Annotated in this window: 24 protein-coding genes; 16 read left to right on the top strand and 8 right to left on the bottom strand. The window is 45.2% G+C overall.

Annotated elements, in window-relative coordinates; translation table 11 throughout:
* Positions 1 to 432: 432 nt before the first annotated feature.
* Positions 433 to 837, bottom strand: a complete 405-nt coding sequence (locus QQK21_RS04510; RefSeq protein WP_284191010.1) for a hypothetical protein — start codon at positions 835 to 837, stop codon at positions 433 to 435.
* A gap of 1,266 nt (positions 838 to 2,103) precedes the next feature.
* On the opposite strand from QQK21_RS04510, the gene QQK21_RS04505 reads away from it, so the two are divergent.
* The 5 genes from QQK21_RS04505 (at position 2,104) to QQK21_RS04485 (ending at position 8,166) form a co-directional block, all read left to right on the top strand.
* Complete coding sequence (locus QQK21_RS04505) at positions 2,104 to 4,887, top strand: hypothetical protein (RefSeq protein WP_284191009.1); 2,784 nt, start codon at positions 2,104 to 2,106, stop codon at positions 4,885 to 4,887.
* 214 nt (positions 4,888 to 5,101) lie between these two features.
* On the top strand, positions 5,102 to 5,449 hold the full coding sequence (locus QQK21_RS04500) for a hypothetical protein (RefSeq protein ID WP_284191008.1): 348 nt from the start codon (positions 5,102 to 5,104) through the stop codon (positions 5,447 to 5,449).
* Entirely contained in the window at positions 5,442 to 5,564 is a 123-nt protein-coding gene (locus QQK21_RS04495; protein WP_284191007.1) for a hypothetical protein, read from the top strand. The genes QQK21_RS04500 and QQK21_RS04495 overlap by 8 nt, the downstream gene beginning before the upstream one ends.
* A 750-nt stretch (positions 5,565 to 6,314) precedes the next feature.
* On the top strand, positions 6,315 to 7,826 hold the full coding sequence (locus QQK21_RS04490) for a hypothetical protein (RefSeq protein ID WP_284191006.1): 1,512 nt from the start codon (positions 6,315 to 6,317) through the stop codon (positions 7,824 to 7,826).
* Between the two features lie 106 nt (positions 7,827 to 7,932).
* Positions 7,933 to 8,166 (top strand): pyocin activator PrtN family protein, encoded by a 234-nt coding sequence (locus QQK21_RS04485; protein WP_284191005.1) that lies wholly within the window; start codon positions 7,933 to 7,935, stop codon positions 8,164 to 8,166.
* A 1,133-nt stretch (positions 8,167 to 9,299) separates the two neighbouring features.
* On the opposite strand, the gene QQK21_RS04480 is transcribed toward QQK21_RS04485, so the two are convergent.
* Entirely contained in the window at positions 9,300 to 9,869 is a 570-nt protein-coding gene (locus tag QQK21_RS04480; protein WP_284191004.1) for a competence protein CoiA family protein, read from the bottom strand.
* A 384-nt stretch (positions 9,870 to 10,253) separates the two neighbouring features.
* On the bottom strand, positions 10,254 to 10,625 hold the full coding sequence (locus QQK21_RS04475; protein ID WP_284191003.1) for a hypothetical protein: 372 nt from the start codon (positions 10,623 to 10,625) through the stop codon (positions 10,254 to 10,256).
* A gap of 250 nt (positions 10,626 to 10,875) precedes the next feature.
* On the opposite strand from QQK21_RS04475, the gene QQK21_RS04470 reads away from it, so the two are divergent.
* Positions 10,876 to 11,841: an integrase domain-containing protein gene (locus QQK21_RS04470; RefSeq protein WP_284191002.1), complete on the top strand. Its 966-nt coding sequence runs from the start codon at positions 10,876 to 10,878 to the stop codon at positions 11,839 to 11,841.
* A gap of 19 nt (positions 11,842 to 11,860) precedes the next feature.
* On the opposite strand, the gene QQK21_RS04465 is transcribed toward QQK21_RS04470, so the two are convergent.
* A complete protein-coding gene (locus QQK21_RS04465; RefSeq protein ID WP_284191001.1) occupies positions 11,861 to 12,115 on the bottom strand; it encodes a hypothetical protein in 255 nt (84 codons plus the stop codon).
* Positions 12,116 to 12,140: 25 nt separating this feature from the next.
* On the bottom strand, positions 12,141 to 12,617 hold the full coding sequence (locus tag QQK21_RS04460) for a hypothetical protein (RefSeq protein ID WP_284191000.1): 477 nt from the start codon (positions 12,615 to 12,617) through the stop codon (positions 12,141 to 12,143).
* A 378-nt stretch (positions 12,618 to 12,995) separates the two neighbouring features.
* Here QQK21_RS04460 and QQK21_RS04455 point away from each other — a divergent pair, with 378 nt between their 5' ends.
* From QQK21_RS04455 to QQK21_RS04445, 3 genes are all read left to right on the top strand, one after another.
* The gene (locus QQK21_RS04455; RefSeq protein ID WP_284190999.1) at positions 12,996 to 13,304 is read left to right on the top strand and encodes a hypothetical protein; all 309 of its coding nucleotides are present in this window, start codon (positions 12,996 to 12,998) and stop codon (positions 13,302 to 13,304) included.
* Positions 13,304 to 13,558: a hypothetical protein gene (locus tag QQK21_RS04450; protein ID WP_284190998.1), complete on the top strand. Its 255-nt coding sequence runs from the start codon at positions 13,304 to 13,306 to the stop codon at positions 13,556 to 13,558. Before QQK21_RS04455 ends, QQK21_RS04450 begins: the two co-directional genes overlap by 1 nt.
* 68 nt (positions 13,559 to 13,626) lie before the next feature.
* Positions 13,627 to 13,908, top strand: coding sequence for a hypothetical protein (locus QQK21_RS04445; RefSeq protein WP_031841449.1), 282 nt, complete (start codon positions 13,627 to 13,629; stop codon positions 13,906 to 13,908).
* 42 nt (positions 13,909 to 13,950) lie between these two features.
* Here QQK21_RS04445 and QQK21_RS04440 read toward each other — a convergent pair whose 3' ends face one another.
* Both QQK21_RS04440 and QQK21_RS04435 read right to left on the bottom strand, forming a co-directional pair.
* Entirely contained in the window at positions 13,951 to 14,664 is a 714-nt protein-coding gene (locus QQK21_RS04440; RefSeq protein ID WP_284190997.1) for a hypothetical protein, read from the bottom strand.
* A gap of 57 nt (positions 14,665 to 14,721) precedes the next feature.
* The gene (locus QQK21_RS04435; RefSeq protein ID WP_284190996.1) at positions 14,722 to 15,576 is read right to left on the bottom strand and encodes a hypothetical protein; all 855 of its coding nucleotides are present in this window, start codon (positions 15,574 to 15,576) and stop codon (positions 14,722 to 14,724) included.
* Between the two features lie 241 nt (positions 15,577 to 15,817).
* Between QQK21_RS04435 and QQK21_RS04430 the strand changes: the two genes are divergently transcribed.
* Positions 15,818 to 17,188 (top strand): conjugal transfer protein TraH, encoded by a 1,371-nt coding sequence (locus QQK21_RS04430; RefSeq protein WP_284190995.1) that lies wholly within the window; start codon positions 15,818 to 15,820, stop codon positions 17,186 to 17,188.
* Entirely contained in the window at positions 17,185 to 20,643 is a 3,459-nt protein-coding gene (locus tag QQK21_RS04425) for a conjugal transfer protein TraG N-terminal domain-containing protein (protein ID WP_284190994.1), read from the top strand. The genes QQK21_RS04430 and QQK21_RS04425 overlap by 4 nt, the downstream gene beginning before the upstream one ends.
* On the opposite strand, the gene QQK21_RS04420 is transcribed toward QQK21_RS04425, so the two are convergent.
* Positions 20,637 to 20,921 carry a hypothetical protein gene (locus tag QQK21_RS04420; RefSeq protein WP_284190993.1) on the bottom strand — a complete coding sequence of 95 codons (285 nt, stop codon included), beginning with the start codon at positions 20,919 to 20,921 and terminating at the stop codon, positions 20,637 to 20,639. The genes QQK21_RS04425 and QQK21_RS04420 overlap by 7 nt on opposite strands.
* A gap of 83 nt (positions 20,922 to 21,004) precedes the next feature.
* On the opposite strand from QQK21_RS04420, the gene QQK21_RS04415 reads away from it, so the two are divergent.
* From QQK21_RS04415 to traN, 5 genes are all read left to right on the top strand, one after another.
* Positions 21,005 to 21,346 carry a hypothetical protein gene (locus tag QQK21_RS04415; RefSeq protein ID WP_284190992.1) on the top strand — a complete coding sequence of 114 codons (342 nt, stop codon included), beginning with the start codon at positions 21,005 to 21,007 and terminating at the stop codon, positions 21,344 to 21,346.
* A gap of 89 nt (positions 21,347 to 21,435) precedes the next feature.
* The gene (locus QQK21_RS04410; RefSeq protein WP_284190991.1) at positions 21,436 to 21,684 is read left to right on the top strand and encodes a hypothetical protein; all 249 of its coding nucleotides are present in this window, start codon (positions 21,436 to 21,438) and stop codon (positions 21,682 to 21,684) included.
* A gap of 150 nt (positions 21,685 to 21,834) precedes the next feature.
* Positions 21,835 to 22,455: a hypothetical protein gene (locus QQK21_RS04405; protein WP_284190990.1), complete on the top strand. Its 621-nt coding sequence runs from the start codon at positions 21,835 to 21,837 to the stop codon at positions 22,453 to 22,455.
* Complete coding sequence (locus tag QQK21_RS04400; protein WP_284190989.1) at positions 22,445 to 23,002, top strand: FlhC family transcriptional regulator; 558 nt, start codon at positions 22,445 to 22,447, stop codon at positions 23,000 to 23,002. The genes QQK21_RS04405 and QQK21_RS04400 overlap by 11 nt, the downstream gene beginning before the upstream one ends.
* A gap of 90 nt (positions 23,003 to 23,092) precedes the next feature.
* The gene (gene traN / locus QQK21_RS04395) at positions 23,093 to 25,843 is read left to right on the top strand and encodes a conjugal transfer mating pair stabilization protein TraN (RefSeq protein ID WP_284190988.1); all 2,751 of its coding nucleotides are present in this window, start codon (positions 23,093 to 23,095) and stop codon (positions 25,841 to 25,843) included.
* Positions 25,844 to 26,066 lie beyond the last annotated feature (223 nt).

Genomic DNA, 26,066 nt, shown 5'->3' with positions numbered 1-26,066 from the left:
AGTTAACGTAATGACAAAGTCGCTTGGTAATTAAGGTACGACAGAATCGCTTGGTGATCACAGGACTCAAGTTAATCATGTGTCATGTTATTGGACAAAACTGCTCACTTAGATGACTTCTCGCTCACTAGCTTTTGGTGATTGAGTCTATAAGAGAGGTTGGTCACATTGTCTTTTGGCAAGAAATGGCGTTTTTACTTTAAAGAGTGCGGTAAAGTGCAAATTATAACAAGCAAACACATTTGCGACGTATATGTGTTGAGATTTAAATCCTGTGTTTTAGGATAATCGCTCCTATGGGTAATTTTTGATTGTTTTCATTTGCTTCATGGAACTATGCTGACTCCCAACTCACACTTCGGGTCAGCATTTTTTTTGTCCATAATAATAGAGTTTAATGGTGCCAGCCAGAGGCTGGCAAGTGAGTAGTCGCTAGACTCGCAGCTGAAAATTAGCGGCTACTGTCGAGCTACCTAAAGTATAGTAAGTTCGATATGAGTCGATGATATAGCGCGAACCATCATTCCGAAATACCTCAAAAACTTCCCAGTGAGAGGTGCCAGCATCAGCAGGCTGAGGCTGATAACCGGCAGGGCAGCTTAATGCCAAAGCTTGTAAGTCAGACTCACTGACTCGAAACACATTGAAGTATCGTCCATTAGCTTGGGTAATTCTTGCCCATCGTCCTGAAATGATAGAGTAATTGTCGTTGTTATCAAAGTGCCATTCCCAATCACTACCATCTTTTAAGCCACAATAGATGTAGGTTGAGGTTTGAGCTTGGCTCGACATGGCGATAAATGCTGCAGTGCACGCTGCTAGGGTTTTTATTCTCATTATATGTGCCTATTGGTAAATATTGGATAACTCAAAAGAGTGTATTGGGATGCTATATTGATTTCATATTGATAAAAACACTTAAAAAGTGTGTCTATTTTGGATTTGGGTTCAGGTTAGGCTTTTGTGTACGGCGAGATAAATCCTTAGTACTTGTTATAAATTAATCACTTATATTGATCTTCTTTGTGCGAAAACTAGAGAAAATAGTAAATACTCTAACTCACAAAGCAAATTGGAATGCTATGAGCTTGAATGCATACTGATTATGCCGTATGTTTTGCTCATCCTTAATCGGGATATATGCACTATATGCATTCATGTTTGTCTTTTTAACTATGTACAACTTTACTGGCAGTCTTCTTACTGCCAGTTTTTTTATGTCTGTGAAACCTTCTAACAACTAGAAATTTTGACTCAACTAACATGATATGACTTGCTACTGGCTGTTATGATGTTACTCACACCTCAAAGAATCAAACTATCAAAGATCCCTCTCAGGTAGAGGAAGTTAACCACAAAACCAGACATTGAATGGAATTTTTATCCAGTTTTCATGGATTAGTTTCCATCGGCAACTAACATTTAACTGTCCTCCGATGGACCTTGTCTTACAATTTAGTGTTGGCTTTTGGCTGGTAATGGGCTCTCCTTTCCAGCTATTTTTTTATGCTTGATAAGTGGTTTATAGCTGACAATTTCTCACCTTATATAATCCAGACGGTAACTTTCACCTTAGTTACCCCCAAGAATGTCGCGATCTTGCCTAAAAATAGCAAAGCGCAATAGTAAGATATCAATCACATAAAGTGGTCGCTGAGTATTCAGTGTTTACGCTAAGGCGGGAAGTCATACGCAAAAGGTTAATGAAAAGGCGAAAATAAGCGACAGATTGTTATGCACTTTTCAAACTTGGCTATGCTTACAAGGCCTCAAGGTAATTAGTATGTAATGGGTTGTTAATGAGACTTTAGCTGGCCACTCCGTGCCAGCTTTTTTTTGTCTGAAAAAGACAGCTTTTGAATGAGAAATGATCGTCTTAACGATGGATTCATCTCTAAATTCAGACCTTATCAGTCGCAAAATATCCGCTTTCAGCGTTAAGCAATCTCACTATGATCGGCAGTATTTTGCAATTGGCTGTTATTTAAATACCACCTTAAATAGAAATAGGATTTATTATCATTTATATTGTGCGTCCCTATTCATATATAGGGTTGTGGACTGTATCCACAAAATAATAGCTACTAATATAAAAGGTTAAAAATGTTATCAGTTGTAAAACACTCCCAAGAAACGTCACATCAACAATCATTCCTCAAAAACAGTAACAGCAATATCATTTCTATTGCAAAGGTGAAAAATACAGGTCGAGAACTTGTTCAAAGCGACCTTTTTAATCATGATAAGTCCAGAGACAATGGCCAGATCATACGCTTAGATGGTCAAGCCTCCCTGAACGATGAGTTAGCATCCTTAGGTGAAGAGTTTGATGTGCAAATCTCGCGGCGCGGATTTTCTTCTTGGGAGCTATCCAGTGAGCTATATAGCAAGCCAAGGATATTTGATTCTCTGAAATCACTGAAAAGTTACTTACAGGATAATTATTCTAGTGATAAAGCCTTGGCAGCAGATATAGAGAAAACATGGGAAGTAGACATTGCCCCTTCATCCAATAAAAAGCACCCATGGAAGGTGAGTGGCGGCGCATTAGAGCAGAGCTTTCGTTTCCCATCCCTAGAAAAAATGAAGCAAGCTTTGCAAGGTGGCTTTTTAAAACACAGAGCTAAACATATGGTGGCGATGGAAAGAATGATTAGAGGCCGCGATGTGCATAATGTGACTTCTTTTACACCAAACCAGTCGGGGCCAGTACTTGTCATTGATGGTGGTGATGATCTGGCGGTCAGTCTGGAGAACTCAGGTCTTCCGCGCTCTTTAGTTTTAGCCGCGCAAAGTACTTTACTTTACCCTGCATTTGCTGGTGTGGTATTTACAGGTTGGAAAGGTGCCAAAGAAGAATCTGACGAGACACGTGAAGCGTTTTCTGAGCTAAAAGCTGAGCAAAAATCGCTAAGAGAAGATATTGGCGGCGTAGTTATGAAAGCGCTCAGTGATGAATTGGTGCTAAAAGAGCAATTGATTAATGCAACCGATGATGCGCAAATTCAAAATCTTCAAAGTGCGCTGCTTGAACAGCTCAAATTTAAGGCCAATGTTCTGGAATCGGTCAAACCCATATTACAATCAGGCAAGCAAGCTGACGATGAGCTTAAAACACTCACAGACAGTATCGCTAAGCTCAAGCAGCTTAAAGAGGAAGTCTCTGGTCATAATCAGCAGATGAGTACCAAAGCCGATCTTGATGTCAGTGTTCTTCCCGAGCATGTGCAAAAGTTGTTAACGACCGACAACCAAAGTGAGGTATTTGATCCATCCTCTGCCAAGTGCCATGACCTTCTCCAACAAATTGCAAAATTCCAAGCCAATCAAGATGACAAGGTAGCCAAGTTTGCCGATGCCTATGTGGCAGCAGCATTTACTGAATCTGGTTTAAGTGGCATGTATTGGGGCATGATTTCCTTTGAAGCCAGAGCAACAGCAGAAGCCTTAGCCGGAACGTCGGTACAAAGCCTGACGAGTGTACTGTCTCAAGTGGGTGATGCGTTCAATGTGGTTGGACAGGCACAAATGGTGGTCGCTGGCCTAACTAAAATGGGTCTTGGCATTCAAGAAGCACGCTCGTTGAATGAATGGCTACAACAGATCCGTGACTCAAAAGTGTTAGACAGTTCAGATAAAGCTCTTACCGAAGTTAAAGGTATTCTTAGCCAATTTAACCGTCATCAGCGTAATGTCGTGATTGCCGAAACCATTGGTAATACGGTCCTTACGGCCGGCCAGCTTGGCATGATACTCGGTGGACCACTTGGAACAGGCATTGCTCCTGTGCTTTATGCTGGTGTTGGCGCAACAATTGGTGGCGTTGGATTAAGTCAAATTGCGGCTCAGTACTCCAACAAAATATTTGAAATCTCTGATGAGATGTCAGACAAAGAGAAGGAAATCAGTCGCTGGTCAGAACCTGGAAAAACGCCTTTTGAAGTGATTCAACGCAGGATCAAAAAGCTCTATGAACTGAGCCAAGATCAAGCGATGCCAAAAGTGTGGTTAAACATCTTCCAAACAGCGGTTAAAAATCCAGACAAAAGCGCCAGCGAGATTTTACAAGCGGCAGGCAAGCCGCTACTCAAATATGGTCAAGAGCACTCTGGTCATTACAGAAAGCTGTATCGTGAAGCCTTTGATAAGATTAAGGCCGATAGTTCCACGCTAGATGTGATAGGCCAAGCACAAAAAGCGCTTAATAAGCAAGACAACTACACGGCTTTTTCCGCCTTTGTCGCGCAGCATATTGCCAAGCAGCAAAACATTGATCTCGAGCCGCAAAATAAAAATGAGCGATTTGATCAGATTGATTCTTTGTTTAAGTTTGCTGAAGAGCAGGGCTTTGCCAACGACTTTGAGCGCCGTATTGTCAAACGGCTGACCAGCCGAAATGGTTACCTTGGTAATAGAGAAAGCAAACTTGATTCAAGCGATTACATCAGTGTGATTGAAGCCAACAAGTCGAAAAAACCTTGGCAGATCCCCAATCCTGTTGCTCCTGCGGTAAACTTATATCGCTTGGCCAAACAGCTGATTAAGCCAATGGTGGGTCGAGAGTATATGTCTTCAGCGCTGACGATTCCAGGTAACTGGGGCCATAAAGACACCTCAGTTTACGTATTTAATCGCGATAAGTTTTTAGCAGACTTAGCCAACCCAAGTGATAATAGCGCTCATCTTGATGAGATATGCCGCGCCATCTTTACCCCACAAATGACCAGCGAAGTCAAACACTGGGTCGGTAAGGACAACCGCCATGTGTTTGAGGAGTCGATGCGCAAGATAGGCAAGCAAACTCTGCGTGATAATGTGCTGCGCCCAATCGTTCACGGCGCATCGGAGCAAATCAAACTCGCCGATCAAATCGAAAGCCTTCAGTAATCTAGGCCCATAAAGTAAAACCCACCTAGCTTTGAGAGAGGTTGGGTGGGTTATTCTTATCTCACCAAGAATTAGTGCTTTGCATTTTTACTTGGTACGCCAGTTCTTTTTATTGGTAATAATGGGAACAAAGTCTTAAACATCGCTTAGTCAGTTGCAGTTCGATATAAGTCCATGTACATATGCGGAGGTTTATAACTAACGACTTGAAAGTATGAAGAAACTGCCTCTGCTTCTATTTCTGTTTATTGTGCTGACATCGGCATTTATGAATGGTTACAACCATTATGGTGACATGGTGGAAAAAGCGATCGCTATGGTTACGCCTTTGTTGACCTACGCTGTCATTATCGCTTTGTTTGTCAAATTTAAGGGCGTGGATTTATTCAGCCGAACACAGCTCCGAGTGATGGCGGTTTTATATGTGATCATGGTGCTGATTGAGTATGGCTACCCTATGATTATTTACCGCGACCAAACCCTACCTCCGGATTATTTAACCTTTATGAGTCTCCAATTTACACTCAACGTGATTATCGCAAGGACTATTATTAATGAGTAATTTAAGTGCGGCTTTTAGCCAACTTGGTAAAGCTTCTCCACTCTATTCAATGCTTATCAAAATGGCGCAGCAGATTAGCAATCGCAATAATGCCAATGAGGTCTATAAAAACTAAATGCCACTACTAGATGATATGCTTGCGAAGGGATATGCATTTGAGTCAAAGGAAATACAGTCGATCGTTGTACTTTTAAGGGAGTTGCCAAAAGACCCAAACGCGTTTAACGGTCAAGGTTGTTGGCACTGATAAAAGGGCCCTTCTTGATTTCTTGGACCTAGTCAAACTTAACCCTCAAACTGTTTTGATCACCCTGCTTTTTTGAGTTTTCCCTTCTCCGTGTATAATACCCACGTCTTGTTTGCAATTACCCTAGTGTTAAACCTGAGTTCACCATTGGATAAAATGCGTGTCTCGATGTTGTAACTTGCCTCTGTCCTACTCTTTGGGGGACTGAAAGGGCGAAGTTGAGCAATATTTTAGCTAATTCGTGGTGATATTGATTTTTATAAGTTGAGGTTTTACGGTGTCTAGGCCTGATATATCAAAGGATTTCAAAGCTAACCGATTTTCCATTGCGCCTATGCTCGATGGGAGTGATTCTTTTCTTAAGTGTCTGAATGCTAGGTGGTTTTGTTTTTTAGGGGGGCACGTAAGGGGACACGTTCACTTTCACATGTGAAAGTGGGATAGATTGCTACGCAAATCAAAACTTGATGACAGACAAAACAAAACCCGCTGATAACGGAGTTGGCGCTCCTCGCGGGTTTAGTCTTTCATTCGAGGATTAGTGTAGCAAAATGTGGATTTTTAACAAGTCAAAGTTGTTGAGATTGCACTACTTCTCCATACCGGAGAAGTGCCAAGGTGTATTCTAACAATTCAGAATTTTCAGAATCTTTTAAATGGCTACGAGACAATGACGGCCTTGATAACAATAATCAAAAGATTCACTATCGAGAGACTCTAGTTCCTGCTGAGTTTACTGATTTACTTGAAATCGGTAGAGAGAAATACTGTAGGTATGTTTGGTCACCTCACATCAACCCAGGCAAGTCGGATAAACGGCCCGCGTCATGGCAAGCTATTGGGCGGCGGCAGTCCGGTAAGTCTGTATCTAAGCTGATTGATATTAAGCTACAGGCCGAAGGGTACGTCGCGAAAACTGGAGTGCGAACCTGTAGTCTGGACTTGTTTGTCTCACCGAATCAATTTTTTGACTGGCGTAACACTAAACAGCTTGCTCAGCTCCATGCCAACTGGATCGATATTGACACGCTTGGTCATGATGTAATTTCATCGGATCAACAGGAAATCTTGTTTACTGAGATCTTACAAATTCTGGGTGAGCGAAATCTACCAGTTCCGACATGCTATGTGGCATCCGGCAGTGGCGGTATGCACCTTTACTGGATTTACGAGGGTGTTCCCGCCTATAAGTGGCGTGTGAGAGTCTGGCGGGAAATTAGTTTGGTTTTAGCGCGAACACTCAAACAAGCACGCCCTTCGAATGCTAATTGGATAGTTGATTTTGCCGCTTCGCGTGACCCGGCTAGGGTTTTGAGGCTACCGGGAACATTCCACGGAAAAAGTGGGCGGATAGTTCGGTCGTTCGTTGGCGGTCCAACGTATGATTTCGAAGAACTTGCAGAATTACTTGTTCGTTCGGAACAGAATCAGCAAGCAATCGTGCTGCACCAAACAGGTTGTCTGGAAGACCTGAAGCCAAGACCAAAAGCGAAAGCAGCAGCCAAGCCACCCCAATCAAAACCGACAAAACATAACGGCAGACATACCATCGGACAGTGGTGGTTTCGGATCTACTCAGTGATTTGTTCGCATGTCAGACGCGAAGGTATACCAGAAGGAAAGCGTGATCTTCATGCTTTTATACTTTTTGTAGCCTTACAACACATTAAACGTTCTCCGCAAGATGCTTATGATGCGATCAAGGCTTTGAACGCAGAATTTATACACTTGACGGAAGATGAGTTGGCAGCATATCTGAAAACAGCACATCAAAAGCATTACAAGTACACAAAAGACAGTATTGCTGAATACCTTGAAAATAACCTGAACATTGCATCCGACTTCCTGTTTGAAAACACTAAAGAAACATTAACACGTGAAGAAATCCGCAGCAGGCAGCACGATGCTGCGAAGAACACGGCTGATGCTCGCCGTTCTAAAACGATGACAGCACTCCAGACAGCACTAATGCAACTTGTGAAGACTCGCGTAACAGTCACACAGGAAGCGATAGCGATGCTTGCTGGTCGCTCAGCTCGCACAGTGCGTCGGTACTGGCAGGAACTAAAAAAATTCGAGCGGTCATTCGGTCCTCTTCTATATATTCCCGCACCCAGAGATTTGTCCTGATGCCAAAAAAAGAGCTCTTTGTGCCCGATGAGGGCAGATTCACGTTATGTCTTGCGTATTGAAATGCCCGAGAATAATTGAGCTCAAACTGAAAATGGAGATTGTTATGAATACTATTTTTTTGTTGATGGCTGAATTTAATACGGCTGTCGTTCCGCTTTCACTGATCTCTGAAAAATATTTTGGCTTAGCACCTCGCACTGCAAAAGATCGAGCGACGGCTAATCGCCTACCGGTTCGCGTTTGGCGTGAATCACAAAAGTCTGAATATTTAGTCAGCTTAATCGATTTAGCTAATTATATTGATGAAAAAAGAAAGGCTGCTAATGTGAAATTTTAGACAAGTAATTTTTCTAGCAGTTAATGCTTTTAACGGTGTTTAATATTGTAGTAGCTCTGTAAAGCGGCGATGAATATGTTTGAAAAATTTCTCGGTACTGAGTTTTATTATCGAGAATAAAAGCCACTCTTAGATGCTCCACATTACAGGTAGTTAGAATCGATCGTAGCCAACCAGCAAGCGAAGTATCTAATAGAGCGTCGCAGTTGGTAAACCAAACCCAAGTCGGTTGTTCATTGTTCCCAATGATATTTAAGATTTGTGACACATGTCTGTAATCCTCGCCTAAGGTAAGAAGATCAATGTAAACCGTATTTACACCTATTTTATGATTAATTTCATTGTACGTTTCTTGGAGCGTTTCGTCACACTCATTGGTGAACGTGTGGAGCCTCATAATGCTCAACAGCCAGCATCCATGTATTAAGCGTTCTGACGAACCTATAGGCCACATATCAATATTCGGGGGAAAAGGCTGTGGAGTTGTGTTGTATTTCAAGCTATCACCTTTATCAATCATAGCCAGTGGAATAACAAATGGCTTGAAGGTTTCAATGACCTAAATTTTTTAGAAAATAGCTCATAGTTGAGCTACTAGATTTGTTCTCTAGCTCAAGCTTTACCATTAAAGAGTAAAGTCTGCGGCTTCATAAGTTATTCTCTTTAAGCATACAGCCCTTTTTTTGACTGCATTCAGATTTATGCCCAATGGTATGTTTCTTAGTATTCTTTGGTAGCACTGTTTTCGTTGCTCATTTGTGGCTCCTGGCCAATTTCCTGCTTTATAGCCATCAACTATCTTGTACGATGCAGTTCTTCTTTTTCCTTCTTTCGTTAAAAATCCAACACCTTCCCAAGCTCCTAATAGGGCTGCTGCTTGCGCTTGACTTTTAGGGGTTCCTATTCCATTCATTAATCGCGATTTTTCTATTGGCGATGTTGTAGCCCAGCATTGAAGTGTAGCAAATAGTAAGCGGTGAATGAGTGTATACGAGATCATTGTTTGATTCGGCATTCTTTGTCTATCCGCAGGGAGCATTGGGTAATTAAATTCACTAGAATTTTCAATCGATAGCGACCACCAAAAGGAGGTGAAAAATTTAGGTTCAGAGCTCCCATATCTCACAGCTTTTTCACTTGGCTGAATGTTCGACCAGCTTTTCGTAATCAATGGTGTGACACTCACCCAGTTTTTCGTAGCACCATTGGCGATTTTTTTGGGTATTTGCCTGCTTCCCAAGCCACCAAGTAACGTCAATTCCTGCTTTTCTGTAATCATTAGTTCTCTCCTCTAACTCATTGGGTGTGATCGCACTTAACTGAACTTCATGGGCAACAACCCATCCATTAGGGAAGATAAAAGCAACATCAATGATTCGCTTTATGGAATCAACAGGACATTCGAGCTCTACACGTGCATTACTATACTCATCAAGATCTTTGGCTAAGTCCCTTGAAAGGAGCTCTTTAAAGAATAAGTGTTCGGGACTTTCTGGATGATGTTTGTATTCTCCTTTGCACTCATTTGATAGGTGCATGAAGTGTATTTTGGGTACGCTTATTCTAGAGTTTCCTCTGATCACCAATTCCTCTTTACAGTATCGACATACTATTTGACCTCGTTTAAATATTGCTCTCGGGTCTTCGTAGTTAAGGATGTTGACGCGTTTGTCATTAACCGTGTCATGTCCAATAAACGGCATATGAATTTTCCTTCGCAGCGTAGCTTTATGTTTCTCATATCAAAATACTATCTCAAGATAGTATTTTGATTAAGGCAACAGGTATGTTTGTATGTGTTATGTTTGAAAGCCCTCGAAAAGTTGCTTTTGGATTAATAGCTGTGACGATAGGACTGAAAATTACGTCGAAAAGCAACCTAAAAAGCCTCTTTGATAGCAGTTGACACACAGACTAACGACACTATCATAAAGGATGGAATACCGCCCTAAGTCGGTCGTTGGTAGCTAGTCATCGTTACAAAGAAATAGCATAAACCACTTCAAAATACTTACAGCCGAATGGCTCTACATAGTTAACCCATCTGGGGGATGTGACCCCTGATAGGGCACTCCTCCGCCTGAAATTTAACAGAACGGAGGAAACATAATGTTTCTATTCTTATTGTTTGCAGCGTTGTGCTGCTGCATTGCTGTATGCGTTTTGCGCAGCACAATGCTTCTTACCTGCGACCAGCCAAAGGTCTCAGTTTCTAGGCTCCCTCCTGAGCTAGTCAAAAATACCCGCTCTCCTCCTGAGCAACAACCTGTAACAGATGTTGCTATTGCTGCGGAGCTGATGCTTCGCCCCCGTCTCTGTCTACCGTCAGGGAACAGAGACGGGGGACGAGGCACCCGACGGAAGCCGCGCCGCTCAAGGCGTCGGGGCTTTCGCTCCGCGCGGGAATCCGCGCGAAACATCCCGGCTTCGCCGGGGCCTTCCCATAATTTGGGAGGCATCAGAGACGACATCAGCCGGATCTGCCGTCAGTTTGCCATTCCAGGCAGGCCAGACGGTTGAGAGCAGAGCCCCTGCCATAGCAATGTTTGGTCGTAACAAAGTAGACGTGGGCATCGTCTTATCTGCCCTCTGTAGCGGCGAGAACCGCTTAGCCAGCAGCACGCAGAGCTGCCACCAAAAACTGCATATCACTTAACACCAGTTCGGGGCATGGCTAATTACGACAGAACAACTAAGAGGAGTGCATCAGTGCGATGTGAACGAACGAATCCGGATGTCAGAAATTTTGGCCTCAAAAGTCGTGACATGGGTTTCGCAGGGCTAAATGCGCTGAAAGAAGAGTACAAGTCATTTGAGTCTATTCGCACGATCCATGATCGCTGGAATGTATTTTGTTCCTGGGCCAAAGCTGAACAGGGAATTAAAGATCTTAGAAAAGTTGAAGTTTCGCACTTGATGCAATATGCCGATCACCTTAGAGATCGATTTGAATCTGGAGATATTAAAGCCTCTACAGCACAAAATTATTTAAGTGCTGTGAATAGAGTTATGGAAATTGCGCGTGGAGATAATAAGGTTCGTGTTGATCCAGTAAAGCAAGGTGATTTACCTAAACGGAGTGGCATTAGTGAAGGGGACAAAAGTATTTCCCAGGAGCGCCACGATAAAGCAACCTACAATGCAACTGAGCGAACTGGGGCGCTGTTGAATTTACAACGAGAGCTAGGGCTTAGATTTGAAGAGTCTGCAAAGCTGAATGCAAATAAAGCTCTGAATCAAGCCCAGATTAAAGGAGCTGTTGAAATAAGGGACGGGACCAAAGGAGGTCGGCCTCGTGTTGTTCCTATTCTTGAGCAGTCACAAATTAAAGCGCTGGAGAATGCCAGGGATATTCAAAATGGTCGCAGCATGATCCCAGCCGAACAGAGCTATAAAGAGTTTCGCCAGGATGCTTACAAAGAAGTGGCAAGGTTGGGTGTTAAATTCCACGGTGAGCGTCATGCGTATGCTCAAAATAGATATGAGAAATTATCTGGTGTGAAATGTCCTGTCAAAGCGAGAATAAAACATGGCAATGTACATCATAAATATATCGCCAGAGAAAAAGGAATTAGCGTTGAAACAGCAAAGTCTCTTGATCGCGAGGTCAGGATGCAAATAGCAAGAGAACTGGGTCACGGTCGTACTGACGTGACAAATTCGTACTTGGGGTGATTCGGTGTGGAAAAATGGATTAAAGAACGGTCGCATTCATACCTACGTCATGGTGGCAAGCAGACAAGGAGAGCTCAGATTCGGCTGCTGGTAAATGCGTGTAATGACATTGCAGCCAATGAACTAGGAGTGAGTACGCCACCTCAAATCGGCCGGGCACACATCCACCGATACTATGCCAGAAAGTCAGATCTGACTCAGAAAACACAGGCGACTCACTTTTATGCTTTTCGTGTGCTCTGGCAGGTGCTGCTAAAGCGCCCCGGAGATCCACCGAGACCTCCGGGACTGTGAAGAGACTACATGAAGTAGATGTCACGCTCACGGTTAAATTCGCGCAGGATAGACGATGCTTCGGAAGGGTGTTCCATCGGTGTGATTAGGGTTTTCCAGAACTCTTCGTCAAACGAACGCTCCAGGTACAGGTAACGGCAGATCTTGATGAGATCGACGCGATCCCATTCACTACCATAACCACCGCGAACGCCTAGTTCATCTTCTAGGGCGTAGAACGTCAGTCCTTCTTTGGCGTCCCATGCCGTACATAAGCGATCAAACAGTCGTTGCACTTTGTCTTTTGGGGTCTTGAAGAACTCGGTATAAGGTTCATGAGGCATCCTGATCACACTGCCGTCGGTGTCTTGCAGAAGCGGGTAGGTGCCAGACTCCCAAGCGTGGAGGTAAGAATCAGAAAACTCATCATGATGCACGCCCAGGCTCATAATTTGCAAGCGCTGCTGGATGAACAGTGCTTCCATTGCTGTACTGTCGGTCATAGGTACTCCAGAGGTTAATTAACCCTTTTTATATGGGGATCAAGTTGCTGATTTCAATGGCGGAGCGGCTCCACTTTCACATGTGAAAGTGGCCGTCTTGATGGGCTGAGCCGTAATTGGTGCTCAAATGGGGTTAATGGTTTCTTTAGGTGGAGATCTGCTTTCTTGGGGGCGGGAGCTGAACAGTCTGACGCCCTAAAAAGGCAACTGGAGCGATTTGTCTAAGTAGGACAAGCTGTTATCTTGGAAGCTCATTCAGCTCTTGTAGCTGATAAGTGCGATAGCTGGTCGCCAAAAACAAACAGCAAATTAACTTTGAACCCACTCGGGAGCTAATCCCGTGTGGGGATAGCTCTCTCAAAAATATGAGGTGAAGCTATGTCTGCAACCACTTTTTTCTTAGTCATGATCGTTACCGTCGCACTGTTTGCGGTTTCAGCATCTCTGCTTGCTCGCGGAATGCTGTATCTGCTTAAAGCTGCGTTAGGTCTTTCTAAGAAGCGGCCTGTAAAGGCCGTCATGCCTACCCAAGTGAGTGACAACGCTGTTGTCGGTGAGTGGCTTAGCCATGAGCCTAAAGCTCACAAAACGCCTCGTGCTTTCATCGAGTCTGCGCCAATTGACGGCCAGATCGTTCGTGAGCCACGCCGCTTATCAGCGTTTAACCGCTGCCTGGAGGTGTGCTAATGAGCCTGTTCGATGTGATCACTGAGGAAACTGCTTTGGATATGATGAAAACCACCTATCAACAAGCAACTGGAGACGAGATTAGCCCTTTGTTCAATCAAGTCTCTCTGCTTCCTGATAGTGATGGACGTCTGTTCCTGGGGCTTTACGAAGATGAGTACGGCCTGCCTAAGCAGGTCACTGACCGTACTTATGACTCGTATAGCGATGCAATGGCCGCTTTTGGCGCGTTGGTCGATAAAGTAATTAATTAAATCAAACAAACCCTTGCCGGGAAAAATCCCGGTGGGGATTCCCGGCCTAACCGTACTAGGAGACTGTTATGTCGGTACAAACTCAATGCGCTATGCGTAACTACGATGTTGTTGGCACCATGTTTTACGCTTTCAACAATCACAAACATCAGGAACTGTTTTCAGAGACGATTTCAGCGACATCTCACGATGAAGCTGAAAACCGTTATCGGGAGTTGGTTACTGAACAATGTGAAATGCGGTCGCTGGAACTGGATCGCATCGAGCTGGAATTCGTTATCGACCTGGATGCAGCTGAAAGCGGTGAATCTTGGGAGAAAGCGTTCGGTGTCGATGAAACAGTTCATTGATCGTGAAAAAAGCCGGGGTTCCCGGCTTTTTTCGTTTCTGGCCTAGCGTTCGTAGGCGGTGATGAGTGTTCTGGTGCCCTGATCGTTCAGTATCAGGAAGTGGAACTCACTGCTCGGATGGCCCCATTCCTCCACATTGTCAGCGGTGCCGTATTTCTTGGCTTTGCGACGGCGCTCTCGCTCCGGAAGAGGGTAAATGCGAAGCTCTGGGTTCTGGATGCGCTTCACTAAGGACAGCCACGGGGCTTTGGGCTTACCTGAGGTGATCCGCTCGCTGTATCGTGATACAGCGTGAGCTGTTACCAGAACCGTGCCCATTGCAGGCGTTTCGATAGTATCAAAGGTGCCTGCGTAGTGTTTACGTTCAGCCAGCAGTTGCTCTGTAACTTCCACCTTGATATCGGCCATGAACTCCGTTTTGGTGGAGACCTCGATCAGCACTCCAGCCAAGCGAGATTGCAGGAAGGCCGCAAACTTTTGGGCGTACTTTTTGTCGGATTTTCCTCGTGCCAGCTTCTTAATAGCACCTTTTGATACAACCAGTTTGTAGCCCTTTCCTGTACCTGGCGCACGCCCAAACACTTGGCTCTCAATCAGTAAGTGACGGATAGCACATAGCTCGCAGAGTAGGGCGCTATCGTCGTTTTCAAAATCTAGGGTGACATCGAGGATACCTTTGCGCTGGGTGCCAACACGCCAAAATACTCGGCTTTGGGTACTGCTGAGCCGTTCGGATACGGTAGTTAAAGTCATCATGGTTTTATCTCCTGTGAGGAGCTGGTAGGCAGCGCCGTCAGCTCCCCTGTTGTTGTCTTAAGCGTCATCGTGGTGAATGAACAGGTTCGGTTTGCCTTGTTCCAGTAGATAGGGAACGGTGACGGTTTGCTCGTCCAGCTGTACTTGTCCACGGGCAATGTAGATGAACGCCCAATCAGGCAGGTTGCGGCTGATTGCACGAGTCAGAGGCTCCTGGAGCCCCTGAGCTTGTTCTGGAAGCAGCACTTTGAAGCGGTGATAGCGGTACTTGTCTTTTGAGTTAAAGCGGTAAGAGGTCGCTTCTGAGCTCACGAATGCAGGGGTAAGGCTTGGTGTTTTGGGCTCGATAATTTGTGCTTGAACGAAGCACAGTTCTCCCCAGTCCAGTTCTGGATTTTCAGCGTAGTCCGGACAGCCAAGGGGCTCACTATCAAAGCGGATCTCGACTACCTCGCCTTTGTGGCCGGGGCTTTTAACGTAGTTCGCGCCTAGCTCATCAAGAGATAGTTCAATGGCTTTTGTGAATGCCTCACGTAGCTTCTCTGCGGTTTCTGATTTAGACGCAGCATCGCTCTCAGGCATCCAGGCTATGATGCTGTTGCGGTTCGCCGGAGTTGGGTTTTCGGCCAGCGACAGAGCGAGCCCAATTCCGAACCCGTCCGCTAGATCCAAACCAGCGCCAGCTGAGCTGGTAAACAGCAGGGTTTTATCCAGCGTATTTCCAGCGCATTGGAGGTCCTCGTAGTTAGCACGAGGTACGATGCGATCACTGGTATCGTAAATGCCTCCGGCCTGAGCGATATTCAAAGCTCGGCTTTTGTCATCATTATAACTAAGTGGTTCTGATGTTGAAGCACATCCTGTTGCTAATAATGCTGCCGTAAACAATGACAGTATCAATTTATGATTCATTGAATTATCTCCGTTAAAAAACATTGCTTTCATATCTAAGATCTCACGGAAAGTTGGAAACGCAAGGCCCTGAAAATGACTTTTTGGGGAGTTTTTAAGTTGTTGCGTCAGAACAATTTAGGAGAGGTTGAAAATAAATTGAACTTACTCCCGATAGCACCCTTTTGGGGCAGTTAGACAGCTAAGAATTAGATGAAAGGGCTGAGAAAATAGAAGCTCATTAAAGAATGGAGCTTCTGTTATGCGGAAAACAATTTTGGCGGCGATTATCGCTGCATCGACAGTAACCGCCCCGGTTTCCGCCGGGGGGCTACAGTCTGAAATGGATCGCTTATTCAATGAAATGAGCAATACCACTTTGCCTGGTGTCCATGAGTCACAGCGTCGGGGGGTCTTCACTGGGGGGCGCTATACCGTTAAGTCACGCATCTATGAGCAGAACCTTGTTTCTTTTACTCCGCCATCCTGGAAGGCAGGATGTGGTGGGGTTGATATGTTTGGCGGGTCGTTCTCATTTATTAATGCTGAGCAGCTAGTCACGATGATGCGAGCAGTAGCGGCCAACGCAAAAGGTTATGCGTTCCAGTTGGCTCTGGATAACGTTTTCCCGGATGGAGCGAAGTGGATGGAGAACTTTCAGAAAAAGGTTCAAGCATTGAACCAGCACTTAGCGAATAGCTGCCAATTGGCGCAAGGGATTGTTAATGACGCGACATCAGCATTTGATATTCAGCATAAAACCAAGGCATCTATTAAGGCTACGGGGGCTGGGCTTTATGACGATATGTTCGGTTCGGTACAAGAACAAGACGGAGAAACGCCACTACGGAAATTGAAGAATAACGATCCAGCCAAATATCAAGAAATGATCGGTAATATTGTTTGGAAGCAACTGAAAGTTAACTCTGTAAGTGCCTGGTTTCAATATGGTGACACTGCCCTGCTTGAGGCGATGCTTTCACTTACTGGTTCGGTGATCGTTGGCGATTTGGTAGCAGATGCCAGTGGAGGTGATACTAACCCTGTATCGCGCCTGCCTGGGGGGCTAGTTTCCCTTTCGGACCTTGTAGGCGGTGGTCAAGTCAAAATCTATGATTGTGATGATGATTGCTTAGCGCCAGCGAGACAAACTGTCACCATAACCAGCGTTCGTCAAAAAATTTATGAAGCGTTCGCAGGAACAAATTCTCGACCGGGAATTGTTTTCAAGTACAGGAGTAATATTGGTTCGATCACTTCAGATGAGCAAGCACTGATCACAAACCTTCCAGCCTCAGTAGGCACAATCATTCGTAATTTGGCAGTTCTCTCTGACAGTGTTGCCAATTCATTTGCAGATGAAAGTGCTACTGTTATTGCCAATGCGATGGTGTACGACCTAGCGACACAGATGATTTCGGCGGCAGAATTAGCGGTATCTAATGCCGACTCACCGCATAAAAATGAGGTGATGGTTCAGTTAGAGCGAGCGCGAAAAAACATCGAGAATGAACATCGGCAGATGGTCGAGCAGTACGGTTCAGTCAGTGACATTGTGACTCGCTACAATCAAATCATCAAAAATGTTCAGGCGCAACGTCTCAGCCTCACCAGTTCTAGTGGAGGTGCATGATGCCTGAGTTTACGATTTATAGCATCGGTGATTCAGCACTACTAGAGCAGGTACTGATTGCCGTTGCGATGATCACTGGTACGAATGACTTCACTAAAATGGCTTCCATCGGGCTCTTGGTCTCCGTGGTTATTGTGTGTGTCAAGGGGGTAGTACAGGGAGGGCGTGGTATTGAGATCCAGCAGGTGCTTATCGGCTGGATTGTATATGCAATGTTTTTCGGGGCATCAGCTCTGGTCAAAATCGAGGATGCCTACACTGGTGATGTCCGTGTTGTTGCCAACGTACCCATGGGACCTGCGGCGATTGGGGGAATGATCTCGAATATCGGCTATGTCCTGACCGACAAGTTCGAGACCGGGTTTGCGACTATTACACCTCAGATAACGCGGAAAGGGTTTCTGTCCTCATTAGAGTTGATCAGTGCGCAACGCCAGCTTGCGGGAAATGCCGCACTCTGGGCTAGCTGGGATAGTGCTGTCGGAGGTGGCTCAGTGGACATGCAGCGTAGCTGGCGAAACTACGTTGCTGACTGTACCGCTATCCGTTATCAGTTGGCTGACGTATCCGAATCGAATTTGAAGAATCTGACCTGGCGCGAGGCATTGCGCTTTTCGTCAACGGTCTATGGTACTGAGATTTTTGTGTCACCTAGTGGGTCGACAACTCCAAATTGTACTGACGCCTGGACTGATCTAATGGTTGCCACAGATACGGCATTCGACTCTGGAACCTCTCATGAATCGATCAATTACCTACTGGGTCTGACCGTCGCTGGTACAAGTGGCGTTAATCCTGTGGCGGAAACAAGCAACGCGCTTAATGACCTGTCGGCAACTGGAATTATTAGCTCTGACATGCTCAAGGCAGCTATCCTAACTCCGGTGTTAACCGAGGGCATGGGACAATATTACGAGTCCATACAGCAAGGCACTGCCTCACTGATGATTGAGCAGGCGGTGCAGCAGCGAAATACTCAGTGGACTGCGGAGCAATCGGTATTTGCTACTGTTGTCAGGCCGATGCTGACATTTATCGAAGCTCTGGTATACGCCATTGTGCCGCTCATGGGGCTGCTCATCGTGCTGGGAATGATGGGGATTCAACTGGTCTTTAAATACTTTATGACGTTGATCTGGATTCAGCTATGGATGCCAGTTTTGGCTGTGGTGAATCTCTTTATCTATAACCGCAGTACTGCCTCCTTACAGGACTACATCACTTCTGGCGGTGATCCAACAAGCTTCGAGGGGATTGTTCACGTAACAGATATGATGAGCAATGATCTTGCTGTAGGTGGAATGATGGCTTCTGCCATACCAGTCCTTACTTTGTTCATTGTTTCTGGGTCAATTTACTCACTGAACTCACTGGCTGGCCGCATGAGTGGTGGTGATCATATCAATGAGAAGATCTCTTCCCCTGACATACTACAACCTGCGCCGTTGGCCCAACAAATGCCAGCCTACGCTTTCAATGCTCTTCAGGGCGGCTTACAGGGAGGTGCCAATGGCCTAATTGATAAAATGAATTTCTCTAAAATTTCTTCTGAAATGGTAAGCAGTGGACATGCAAGAGCTGCGGTTGCCCAAGACGCTTTTCAGAATCAGCTCTCGAACTCATTCTTCTCTGGGAATAGTGCTGACAAGTCCTATCAACGACTCCAGAGCTTTGGGCAGATGCTGAGGGCATCTGATAGCAGTCAAGCCAAAGCGATAGTGAATGCTGGTCAACAGTACGCTAAAGAGCATGGCCTTGATGGATCTCAAACCAACGCAGTTATTGGTGCGATTGGTGCCAGAATGAGTGCTGGCGTGGATGCAGGAAAGTTGGCTTCTACTTTAATGGGGCCAGCTGGTTCGGTTGCCAGAAAAGCTGCTAAAGCGGCTGGAGCAGAAAATCCTGTAGATATGAGAGGAGACCTCAGTGCAAATGCTGAAACCCGCTCAACTGCCGCAAGAACTCAAATGACGAAGGATTTGGATCGAATTGCTAATGACATTGGGTTCTCCAAGGATGATACAGCAGCACTGACCAATGATGTTGCTAATCAGATTAGTGACGATAAAACGCAGCGGTTTACTGAGTCTGTTGGTGAGGATCAGCGTCGTGGACTGACTCATACTGCCTCCCAGATGCTGACTGCTCAGGATACCTATCAGCGGTTAGCAAGTGCTCAAGAAGTGCTGGGCAGTGTGACGTCAGCAGACATGCAAGCTATTGCTGGATCGGTTTTGGGTGATCAGGCGTCAATGGCGAATTTGAGCCAATACATGCGGCAGGCTCCTAGTGAGTTACGCCAGGCCGCAACTAATCGAGCACGACATTATAAAGGTCTTGGTATGGACGGAGACCGGGCTTCAGTGGGTGGGGCTCTGTATGCGATGCTGAACTCAGAAGATTTGCAACATAGAACTCAGGCAGCGGAAATTGTTGCAGGAACAATTGGAGCTAAAAACCCGATTGCAAATGCCAGTGAGGCGCAAAGGTACAGCCATTTAGATAGCGGGGCTCCCCAAATAGATAGCATACTAATCACCCAAGGGGAGAAAAACTTGAACGCCCCTAAATTGATGACAGCTGAGCAGAAAGCCAAACCTAAAACGGATCTTCCCGGAGGGGATGGCGATGTTTATGCCGCTCACGGTGAGAACCTGGATAACGTAAACGCGCAACACGGTCAAAATCGGAGCGATTTTACAGGGCAACGTTTAGGGGAGCTACGCAACCGTATTATGGCTAATGATGTTGCTCCCTCAACTTCATCTCAGGTTTTCGCTACAGCCGAAGGAGCTGGCCGATTTATCGAGAAATTATTTGGTGGAGCAGGAGCTGCTGTAGATGGCTTCTCTGATAATTTTGGAAGCTCAATGGGTCGTCTTGCCAGTATGACCTCTGAGCAGCGTGAGCAATTCATTGAAGATGCTAAGCGTGGTGATGAATACGTTGAGCAGGAATGGGGGGGTGCAGGTAAGGCATTAACAGAAATGGCTTCCCTTGGTCGCGGTATTATGGGAGCGGGCGTATCAGGATACAACGCAGCTAAAGAGTGGCTGACTGGTGAATCGGATCTCTCCGAAGCAGCTAAAGGAATGAGTCTCCAGGAGAGAGGGATGTTTTTTGCGTCAGCATTGGCTGCTGCTAGTGAGCACAGTGTTGAAGCTGCGGAACAGTTTGTTGAGCAATATGGTGATGAGTTTAGGAGTATGGCTACGGTTGCCGGGGCCGAAGCCGGGCTTAATCAAACAGGTGCTCAGTTGTTCGCGGCTTCATTGACAGGGGATGATCAGCAAGTCTCCAACTTGAGGGAGCAGATGCGAACTGAGGTTGGCGACACTGAACTTGCTGACCGTATGAGCGACATCATCCAGACTTCCGCAGACGCGGGTAAAGATCAAGCTGCTGGGTATCTTAATCCAGTGGCGCGATATATGAGTGTAAGCAGAGGTCAGTAGGTTCGTTCAACCGAGCTAATGTGCGGATCGTATGGGTGCTCATTCGGTCCGTAACAGTAGCTTGATGAGTAGGATTGAGTGTCTCTAAGCTTGTTCGTTGTGGCTCTATCTTCAACATTATTGATATTCAGTGTTGAAGATGGGGAGCGACCATTGAGCCATTGGGCATAGAAGCACACGGCAATGATTAAAACAATCAGACCAAAAATTCCGGCTACTTTGACACAAAAGAACAAAGCAGCTATGAAGGCTGAAAACTTAATTGTTTCTCTGAACATTACTGATCCCCTATTAATTTAGATGTCCCTAATTGAGATTTAACATGGAATTTATTTTTGTCAATGCGAATGGAGGAATTTAGATGATAAATAAAAATAGAGATTTAAGTTATTTACTTGAAGAACTTAAAATACAAATGATCAGGGGGAGAGGTCCCTGGCTTGTAGGAAGAGTATCGCTTGAATACGAGGGAAAAGTGATTGTGGCAAGCGGTAAATCCCTAGAGCTTATGTTGGAAAAAACAGAGTCTATATTGTCGATGATACATGTTCGGGCGACTATCATCGCTGGACAAAGACGGAATCCTTTTCTCCTGTATTCAAAGGAGTATGAGAAATTATTTCTCATCATAGTGAAAGAGAATGAAAAGTGCTTAGCTTTAAGAGGCAAAATAAGGTCAGACTATAAAATTAAAAGACCATAAAATGATTTCATGAAAAAATATCATGTGTGTTTTTTTATCTCCCACTTGACCCCCAAGTGGGAAGGTGTAAATTTATATTTAGGTTATTTATGAAACATGTTGATTTATTAAAAATGTTCCGTCAGAACAAAGGTGAAATTGTGATTCTGCGGGAAGTAAGAAAAAACTATTTTCAGATTGAAGTAAACGCTGAAATTCTTATTTCAAAAAGGGGAGGTAGGCGTGAATTGAAAATTGAGACAGCTAAAAAATATTTGGAACAGCTAGGGTGTGAAAAATTTGTCGTATTACTAAAGGATAAAAATAATGAAGAGGTTAATTTATTGGGTAGGAGTTAGCTATACGCTGGGTGTAGCAGCAACTGTAACATTCAGCGGTATTGAGACAAAGCAATGGTTATATGCACTAGCGTTTCCGGTCGTGGTTACAGCATTGTTTATTGCTCGTCCTAGCTTAGTCAGAAAAAACTGATAGAGGAGAGCGTTTCAATGACATGTAATAGCAGCTCCTTGATTCCGAAAATGATAGGTCATGTTCAAAAGAGTTTTGGCGTAGCCCGATTTAATGAAAACGTATTTGAATTTGATCTGTGCCTATGGACTCTTTTGAAAAGCCTGTCCAGCCTTTATCCGAAAGAAGTCTCCGAACAATTTTCTCTCCCATTGGATACTGTGGCTGCTTTGGCTTCGGCAAGCGAAAGTCAACTCAAACTGTTGTCATCTGGTGCCATAATCTCCTTCAAGCTCTCTGGTTGTGAAAAGGACTACATTGAGTACCTAGAAGGTCACTATGATCACGTCAGCCTTATAAATAATCAGGATGCTGGGCTCAGCTCCGCTTATTGGCTGCTCATGGGCCGAATAGCACATGACGATACGGACATAGCAGCCCAAATATTTGATGTAACTACATCTCTAACCAAATTGGTGGCCGAAGCCACCGACAACCAGCTTCGTAGCTTAGCCTGTGTCAAGGATATGCCATTCGCAATCCGTTTCTCTCCCGAACTGGTGAAAGAAATTCTGGAGAGTGACGAATGCCACGTTACTCATCTCATCTTAAAAAAACATCAACAATCTTTAAGCACTGGAGGTAGATATGAGCTGTAACAGTAACTTGTCACGATGGGGCATAGCTAGGAATATGGCACTCGTAGGCTACATAAGCCAAATTATCATGATCGAAACCGGGCTAACTTATAAGCAGATTCGCAGATTATATAAAGAACTCAAAGATGAAGGACTTACGATCTTTAGGAAAAGCCACAAAGTTCGTGGTGGTGCAACAATTATCCATAGTCACACCTCAAAGATAGAAGCATCACTGCTAATGCAGCTCTATTTTAATATCACAGGAAAAGCAGCATTGCGATCTATCAACATCAATGCTCTTCATTCTGCGTATAAACTTTACAGCGCAGTCAGAAGTGAAACGCTTGGTATGCAGAGAGCGCGCTGGCAGATGCTAGATATTACAGACGCATGGTGTTTAGCCCAAGAGCTGCGGTCTGGTGAAGCCATGATAGAGAGATGTCCTAGCTGTAAGTGCAATTACTTTACATCAGTGAATCAACGAACATCTGTGAATTGCCCTTTCTGCTTAAGCTTACCGCAAGCTAGTAGCACAAAAAAAGAAGCAACGAGTACGACAGTTTGATGCCAAAAACACCACAAATGGGCACTTACAGGTGCGTAAGAATTTTAAATACTGAAATAGCATGAACCATGGAAAACGGAGGTATCATCTATGGTTCATCACACCACAACAAGGTTTATCTCGTGTGTGCTCATTGTCACAATGTCATTGTTGCCAATCCACGGATATACAAATCAACCAACAAATCCAGCTGGGACTGGTCGAGAAGCTCAAAAGTTTGGCCTTGAAATGGCTGCAGGGTTTGAGCAGCCATCATACAAGGGTGGCAATGTTCATTTTAGCGGCGGTGAAGCCATCAATGTGAATGATCTGTTCCCTGGTACATCCGGTCATAACGATGATCCGTTCAGTGACTATTTTGCAGATGGTACACAACCTAATGTGGACGCCCTGGAAAATATCTGGGATTCCAGTGATGGGATGGATGACGTAGGGAGCAACACTAAAAGCTCCCTGTGGCAAGATGCTAACAGCGATAACCCTTCGATTTCCGGAGCTGCTTATAAGGTTCTCCTCGATGCCACGAACCAGTCAAAGCCCGATTTCAGCAATGATCCGTTGATGAATCTGAGCAAAGAAACCTATGACAATATCGACGTCATTGCCGAGGGATTTGGAGATTGTTCTGCCGAGACGGTTATCAACAACGCCACTATTAAAACCCGTGTTCCGGATTATCAAACTTGCGAACGGGTTACTGACCGTAGTGCTGACTGCGAAGTGCTTCACGAGTACGACGCTGAGATCATCAAGTACCATGATGGGCCATTCAATATACAGCCTTGCGGTGATGACTGTATTGAGCTTTGGATTGGTAAGGTAGGAGACAACTATTGGTCTGGTTGGTGTTCGATCTATGAGGAGTTCACTCAGGTAAAGGTCGATAACCCTGACGCTATTATTTCTGCCACGTTGGAGTATGCCAAATGGGATGACTACATGCAGGTCTGGGTCGGCAAAGAGGGTCAGGAAACCAAAGTCTGGCAAGGACCTAATAACAATTTTCCGCCTGAAACAGGGGGGAATTGTGAGCTGAGTACCAGTTGGTCAACGAACCCAAATACCGACGTAACTCAATACTTCAAGGAGGTTAATCCGGGAGATGTGGTGACATTCAAGATCCGAGTGTCAGTTGCGGGTGAAGGGGAGGGTTTTGGCCGTATCAAGATACGTTACGATCGTTCTAAAGCGATTGTGAAAGACAAATGGACTCCCAAGAGTTGCATGGATGCAGCTGTGGGGGGCATGGATGGTTTTGCCTCTGGGCAGTACAGCTGTATTGAAGAGCCTACAGATCGCGACGCCTCAGGATGTGTTGTGCGTAACGGCTTCCGGATCTGTGAGGACATGCTTGATGAATCTCCATTGACGGGTGTACCTAAGCTGTGTACCAAGGTTCGCGTTCAGACCGACTACGACTTCTACAAGGGGCCGATGGAGTGCTGGACAGATCCGGATGGAAATGAGCAATGCCCTACCAATGAAGGCGGCAATCTGAACTCGTGCCAGGAGTTCGAGGATAACCCTCAATGCGGTTTTATCAGCTCGAAGTGTGTTGATGGTGCGATGGGTGATTCTGGCCTGTGTTATGTCCAGGAAGACACCTTTGACTGCGGTGTGGACGTGGATGTGCCGACTCTGGAGACGGAAGCCGAGTATAGCTGTGGAGGCCCGATTTCGTGTATGGGAGATGAATGTCTCGACATCAATAAAACCCAGAGTAGCGACTTTGCTAGGGCGTCGGCATTGCTGAACGCAGCCCAGTTCATGACACAGGATATGACCTGTACTGGAACAGATGGTAACGATAACCCTACCGGAACTGAGAATGTAATTTGTAAGGCATTCGCTGGGGAGTCAGGAGAGTGTAAGAAAGCCGTTGGTGGAGCTCAGAACTGCTGTGAGAAACCATCGGGTATTTCGATGGCTGACTATTTGACCTTGATAATGTCGGTTCCAAAACTTGATGGTGCTATTACTGCGCTTGATAACGGTAGTGCAATAAAAGGCGCTTACCAAGCTATACGTGATCCAGTATTAACTGGCTGGACCGAGCTTACAAAGCCATTTTCCTCATATATAGAAAACATTTCAGGTGCGGTTGATAATTTTACACAGCCAGTAACAGAGTTTGCGACAGAGGTGATCTCTGGACTTAAGGAAAAAATAGCGGAGTTGACTGGTCAAACATTAGGAAATGCAGCGTCGAGCTCTGGAGGACAGGTTGGAGTTGGTGCATCAGAGGGCATGATGGAGCAGATTGTTGGTCAGCAAGCTGCAAGTGTATTAAGCGGTATTATGGCAGCATATACAGCTTATGTAGTGACGATGTTAGTGATACAACTTGTTTGGGAGTGTGAAGAAAAAGAGTTTCAAATGAATGCTAAGCGTGCTTTGAACAGTTGTCATCATGTCGGTACTTATTGCAAGAATAAGACAGCCTTTGGGATTTGTATTGAGAAAAGGGAAGCTTACTGCTGCTTTAATTCTCCATTATCTCGTATCATTCAGCAACAGCTTCGCCCGCAACTTGGGATGAGTTGGGGTACACCTAAAGCTCCCCAGTGCGGTGGTATACCTTTAGATGAGATTGCAGGTGTTGACTGGAACCGAGTCAATCTGGATGAGTGGTTAGGTATTCTTCAAGCAAACGGACAATTTGCTGATCCTAGCTCTATTAACCTAGATACACTCACTGGTGCAGGAAGTGCTTTTGATGTTGATGGCACACGTCTGAATGCCGAAGAAAGAGCTCACTCTCGGATGGATGGTGCTGATCTTGATAAGATTCGTAAGAGTGCCGCAAACTCATTATTGCCGGATGTCGGAGCTGGCAAATAATTATTGCTGATATATGCCTGTGTTTGGTCGATAAGTGCTGCACAGGCTCTGGAGGAGTTATGGAATTATGGATTTGGTTGGCTGGTCTTATCGCCACAATCGCCAGTGTCGGTGTTGTGTTCTGGTTCGCAGGGCACTACCAAAGCAAGCCGAAACAGGATGGCTCTAAATGAGCTCTGGAGTTAGGTATCGACCTCGTTTGTATTGTTGCTAGCAGCGACCC

It is taken from the genome of Vibrio zhanjiangensis (genome assembly GCF_030161235.1).
Classification (GTDB): Bacteria; Pseudomonadota; Gammaproteobacteria; order Enterobacterales; family Vibrionaceae; genus Vibrio; species Vibrio zhanjiangensis.
This window is presented reverse-complemented; position numbering and strand designations above follow the sequence as displayed.

Bases quoted from the DNA above. Each gene is read 5' to 3' on its own strand.
- QQK21_RS04510 (WP_284191010.1), bottom strand. From the start codon at position 837: ATGAGAATAAAAACCCTAGCAGCGTGCACTGCAGCATTTATCGCCATG.
- QQK21_RS04505 (WP_284191009.1), top strand. From the start codon at position 2,104: ATGTTATCAGTTGTAAAACACTCCCAAGAAACGTCACATCAACAATCA.
- QQK21_RS04500 (WP_284191008.1), top strand. From the start codon at position 5,102: ATGAAGAAACTGCCTCTGCTTCTATTTCTGTTTATTGTGCTGACATCG.
- QQK21_RS04495 (WP_284191007.1), top strand. From the start codon at position 5,442: ATGAGTAATTTAAGTGCGGCTTTTAGCCAACTTGGTAAAGCTTCTCCA.
- QQK21_RS04485 (WP_284191005.1), top strand. From the start codon at position 7,933: ATGAATACTATTTTTTTGTTGATGGCTGAATTTAATACGGCTGTCGTT.
- QQK21_RS04480 (WP_284191004.1), bottom strand. From the start codon at position 9,869: ATGCCGTTTATTGGACATGACACGGTTAATGACAAACGCGTCAACATC.
- QQK21_RS04475 (WP_284191003.1), bottom strand. From the start codon at position 10,625: ATGCCTCCCAAATTATGGGAAGGCCCCGGCGAAGCCGGGATGTTTCGC.
- QQK21_RS04460 (WP_284191000.1), bottom strand. From the start codon at position 12,617: ATGACCGACAGTACAGCAATGGAAGCACTGTTCATCCAGCAGCGCTTG.
- QQK21_RS04455 (WP_284190999.1), top strand. From the start codon at position 12,996: ATGTCTGCAACCACTTTTTTCTTAGTCATGATCGTTACCGTCGCACTG.
- QQK21_RS04450 (WP_284190998.1), top strand. From the start codon at position 13,304: ATGAGCCTGTTCGATGTGATCACTGAGGAAACTGCTTTGGATATGATG.
- QQK21_RS04445 (WP_031841449.1), top strand. From the start codon at position 13,627: ATGTCGGTACAAACTCAATGCGCTATGCGTAACTACGATGTTGTTGGC.
- QQK21_RS04440 (WP_284190997.1), bottom strand. From the start codon at position 14,664: ATGATGACTTTAACTACCGTATCCGAACGGCTCAGCAGTACCCAAAGC.
- QQK21_RS04435 (WP_284190996.1), bottom strand. From the start codon at position 15,576: ATGAATCATAAATTGATACTGTCATTGTTTACGGCAGCATTATTAGCA.
- QQK21_RS04430 (WP_284190995.1), top strand. From the start codon at position 15,818: ATGCGGAAAACAATTTTGGCGGCGATTATCGCTGCATCGACAGTAACC.
- QQK21_RS04425 (WP_284190994.1), top strand. From the start codon at position 17,185: ATGATGCCTGAGTTTACGATTTATAGCATCGGTGATTCAGCACTACTA.
- QQK21_RS04420 (WP_284190993.1), bottom strand. From the start codon at position 20,921: ATGTTCAGAGAAACAATTAAGTTTTCAGCCTTCATAGCTGCTTTGTTC.
- QQK21_RS04415 (WP_284190992.1), top strand. From the start codon at position 21,005: ATGATAAATAAAAATAGAGATTTAAGTTATTTACTTGAAGAACTTAAA.
- QQK21_RS04410 (WP_284190991.1), top strand. From the start codon at position 21,436: ATGAAACATGTTGATTTATTAAAAATGTTCCGTCAGAACAAAGGTGAA.
- QQK21_RS04405 (WP_284190990.1), top strand. From the start codon at position 21,835: ATGACATGTAATAGCAGCTCCTTGATTCCGAAAATGATAGGTCATGTT.
- QQK21_RS04400 (WP_284190989.1), top strand. From the start codon at position 22,445: ATGAGCTGTAACAGTAACTTGTCACGATGGGGCATAGCTAGGAATATG.
- traN (WP_284190988.1), top strand. From the start codon at position 23,093: ATGGTTCATCACACCACAACAAGGTTTATCTCGTGTGTGCTCATTGTC.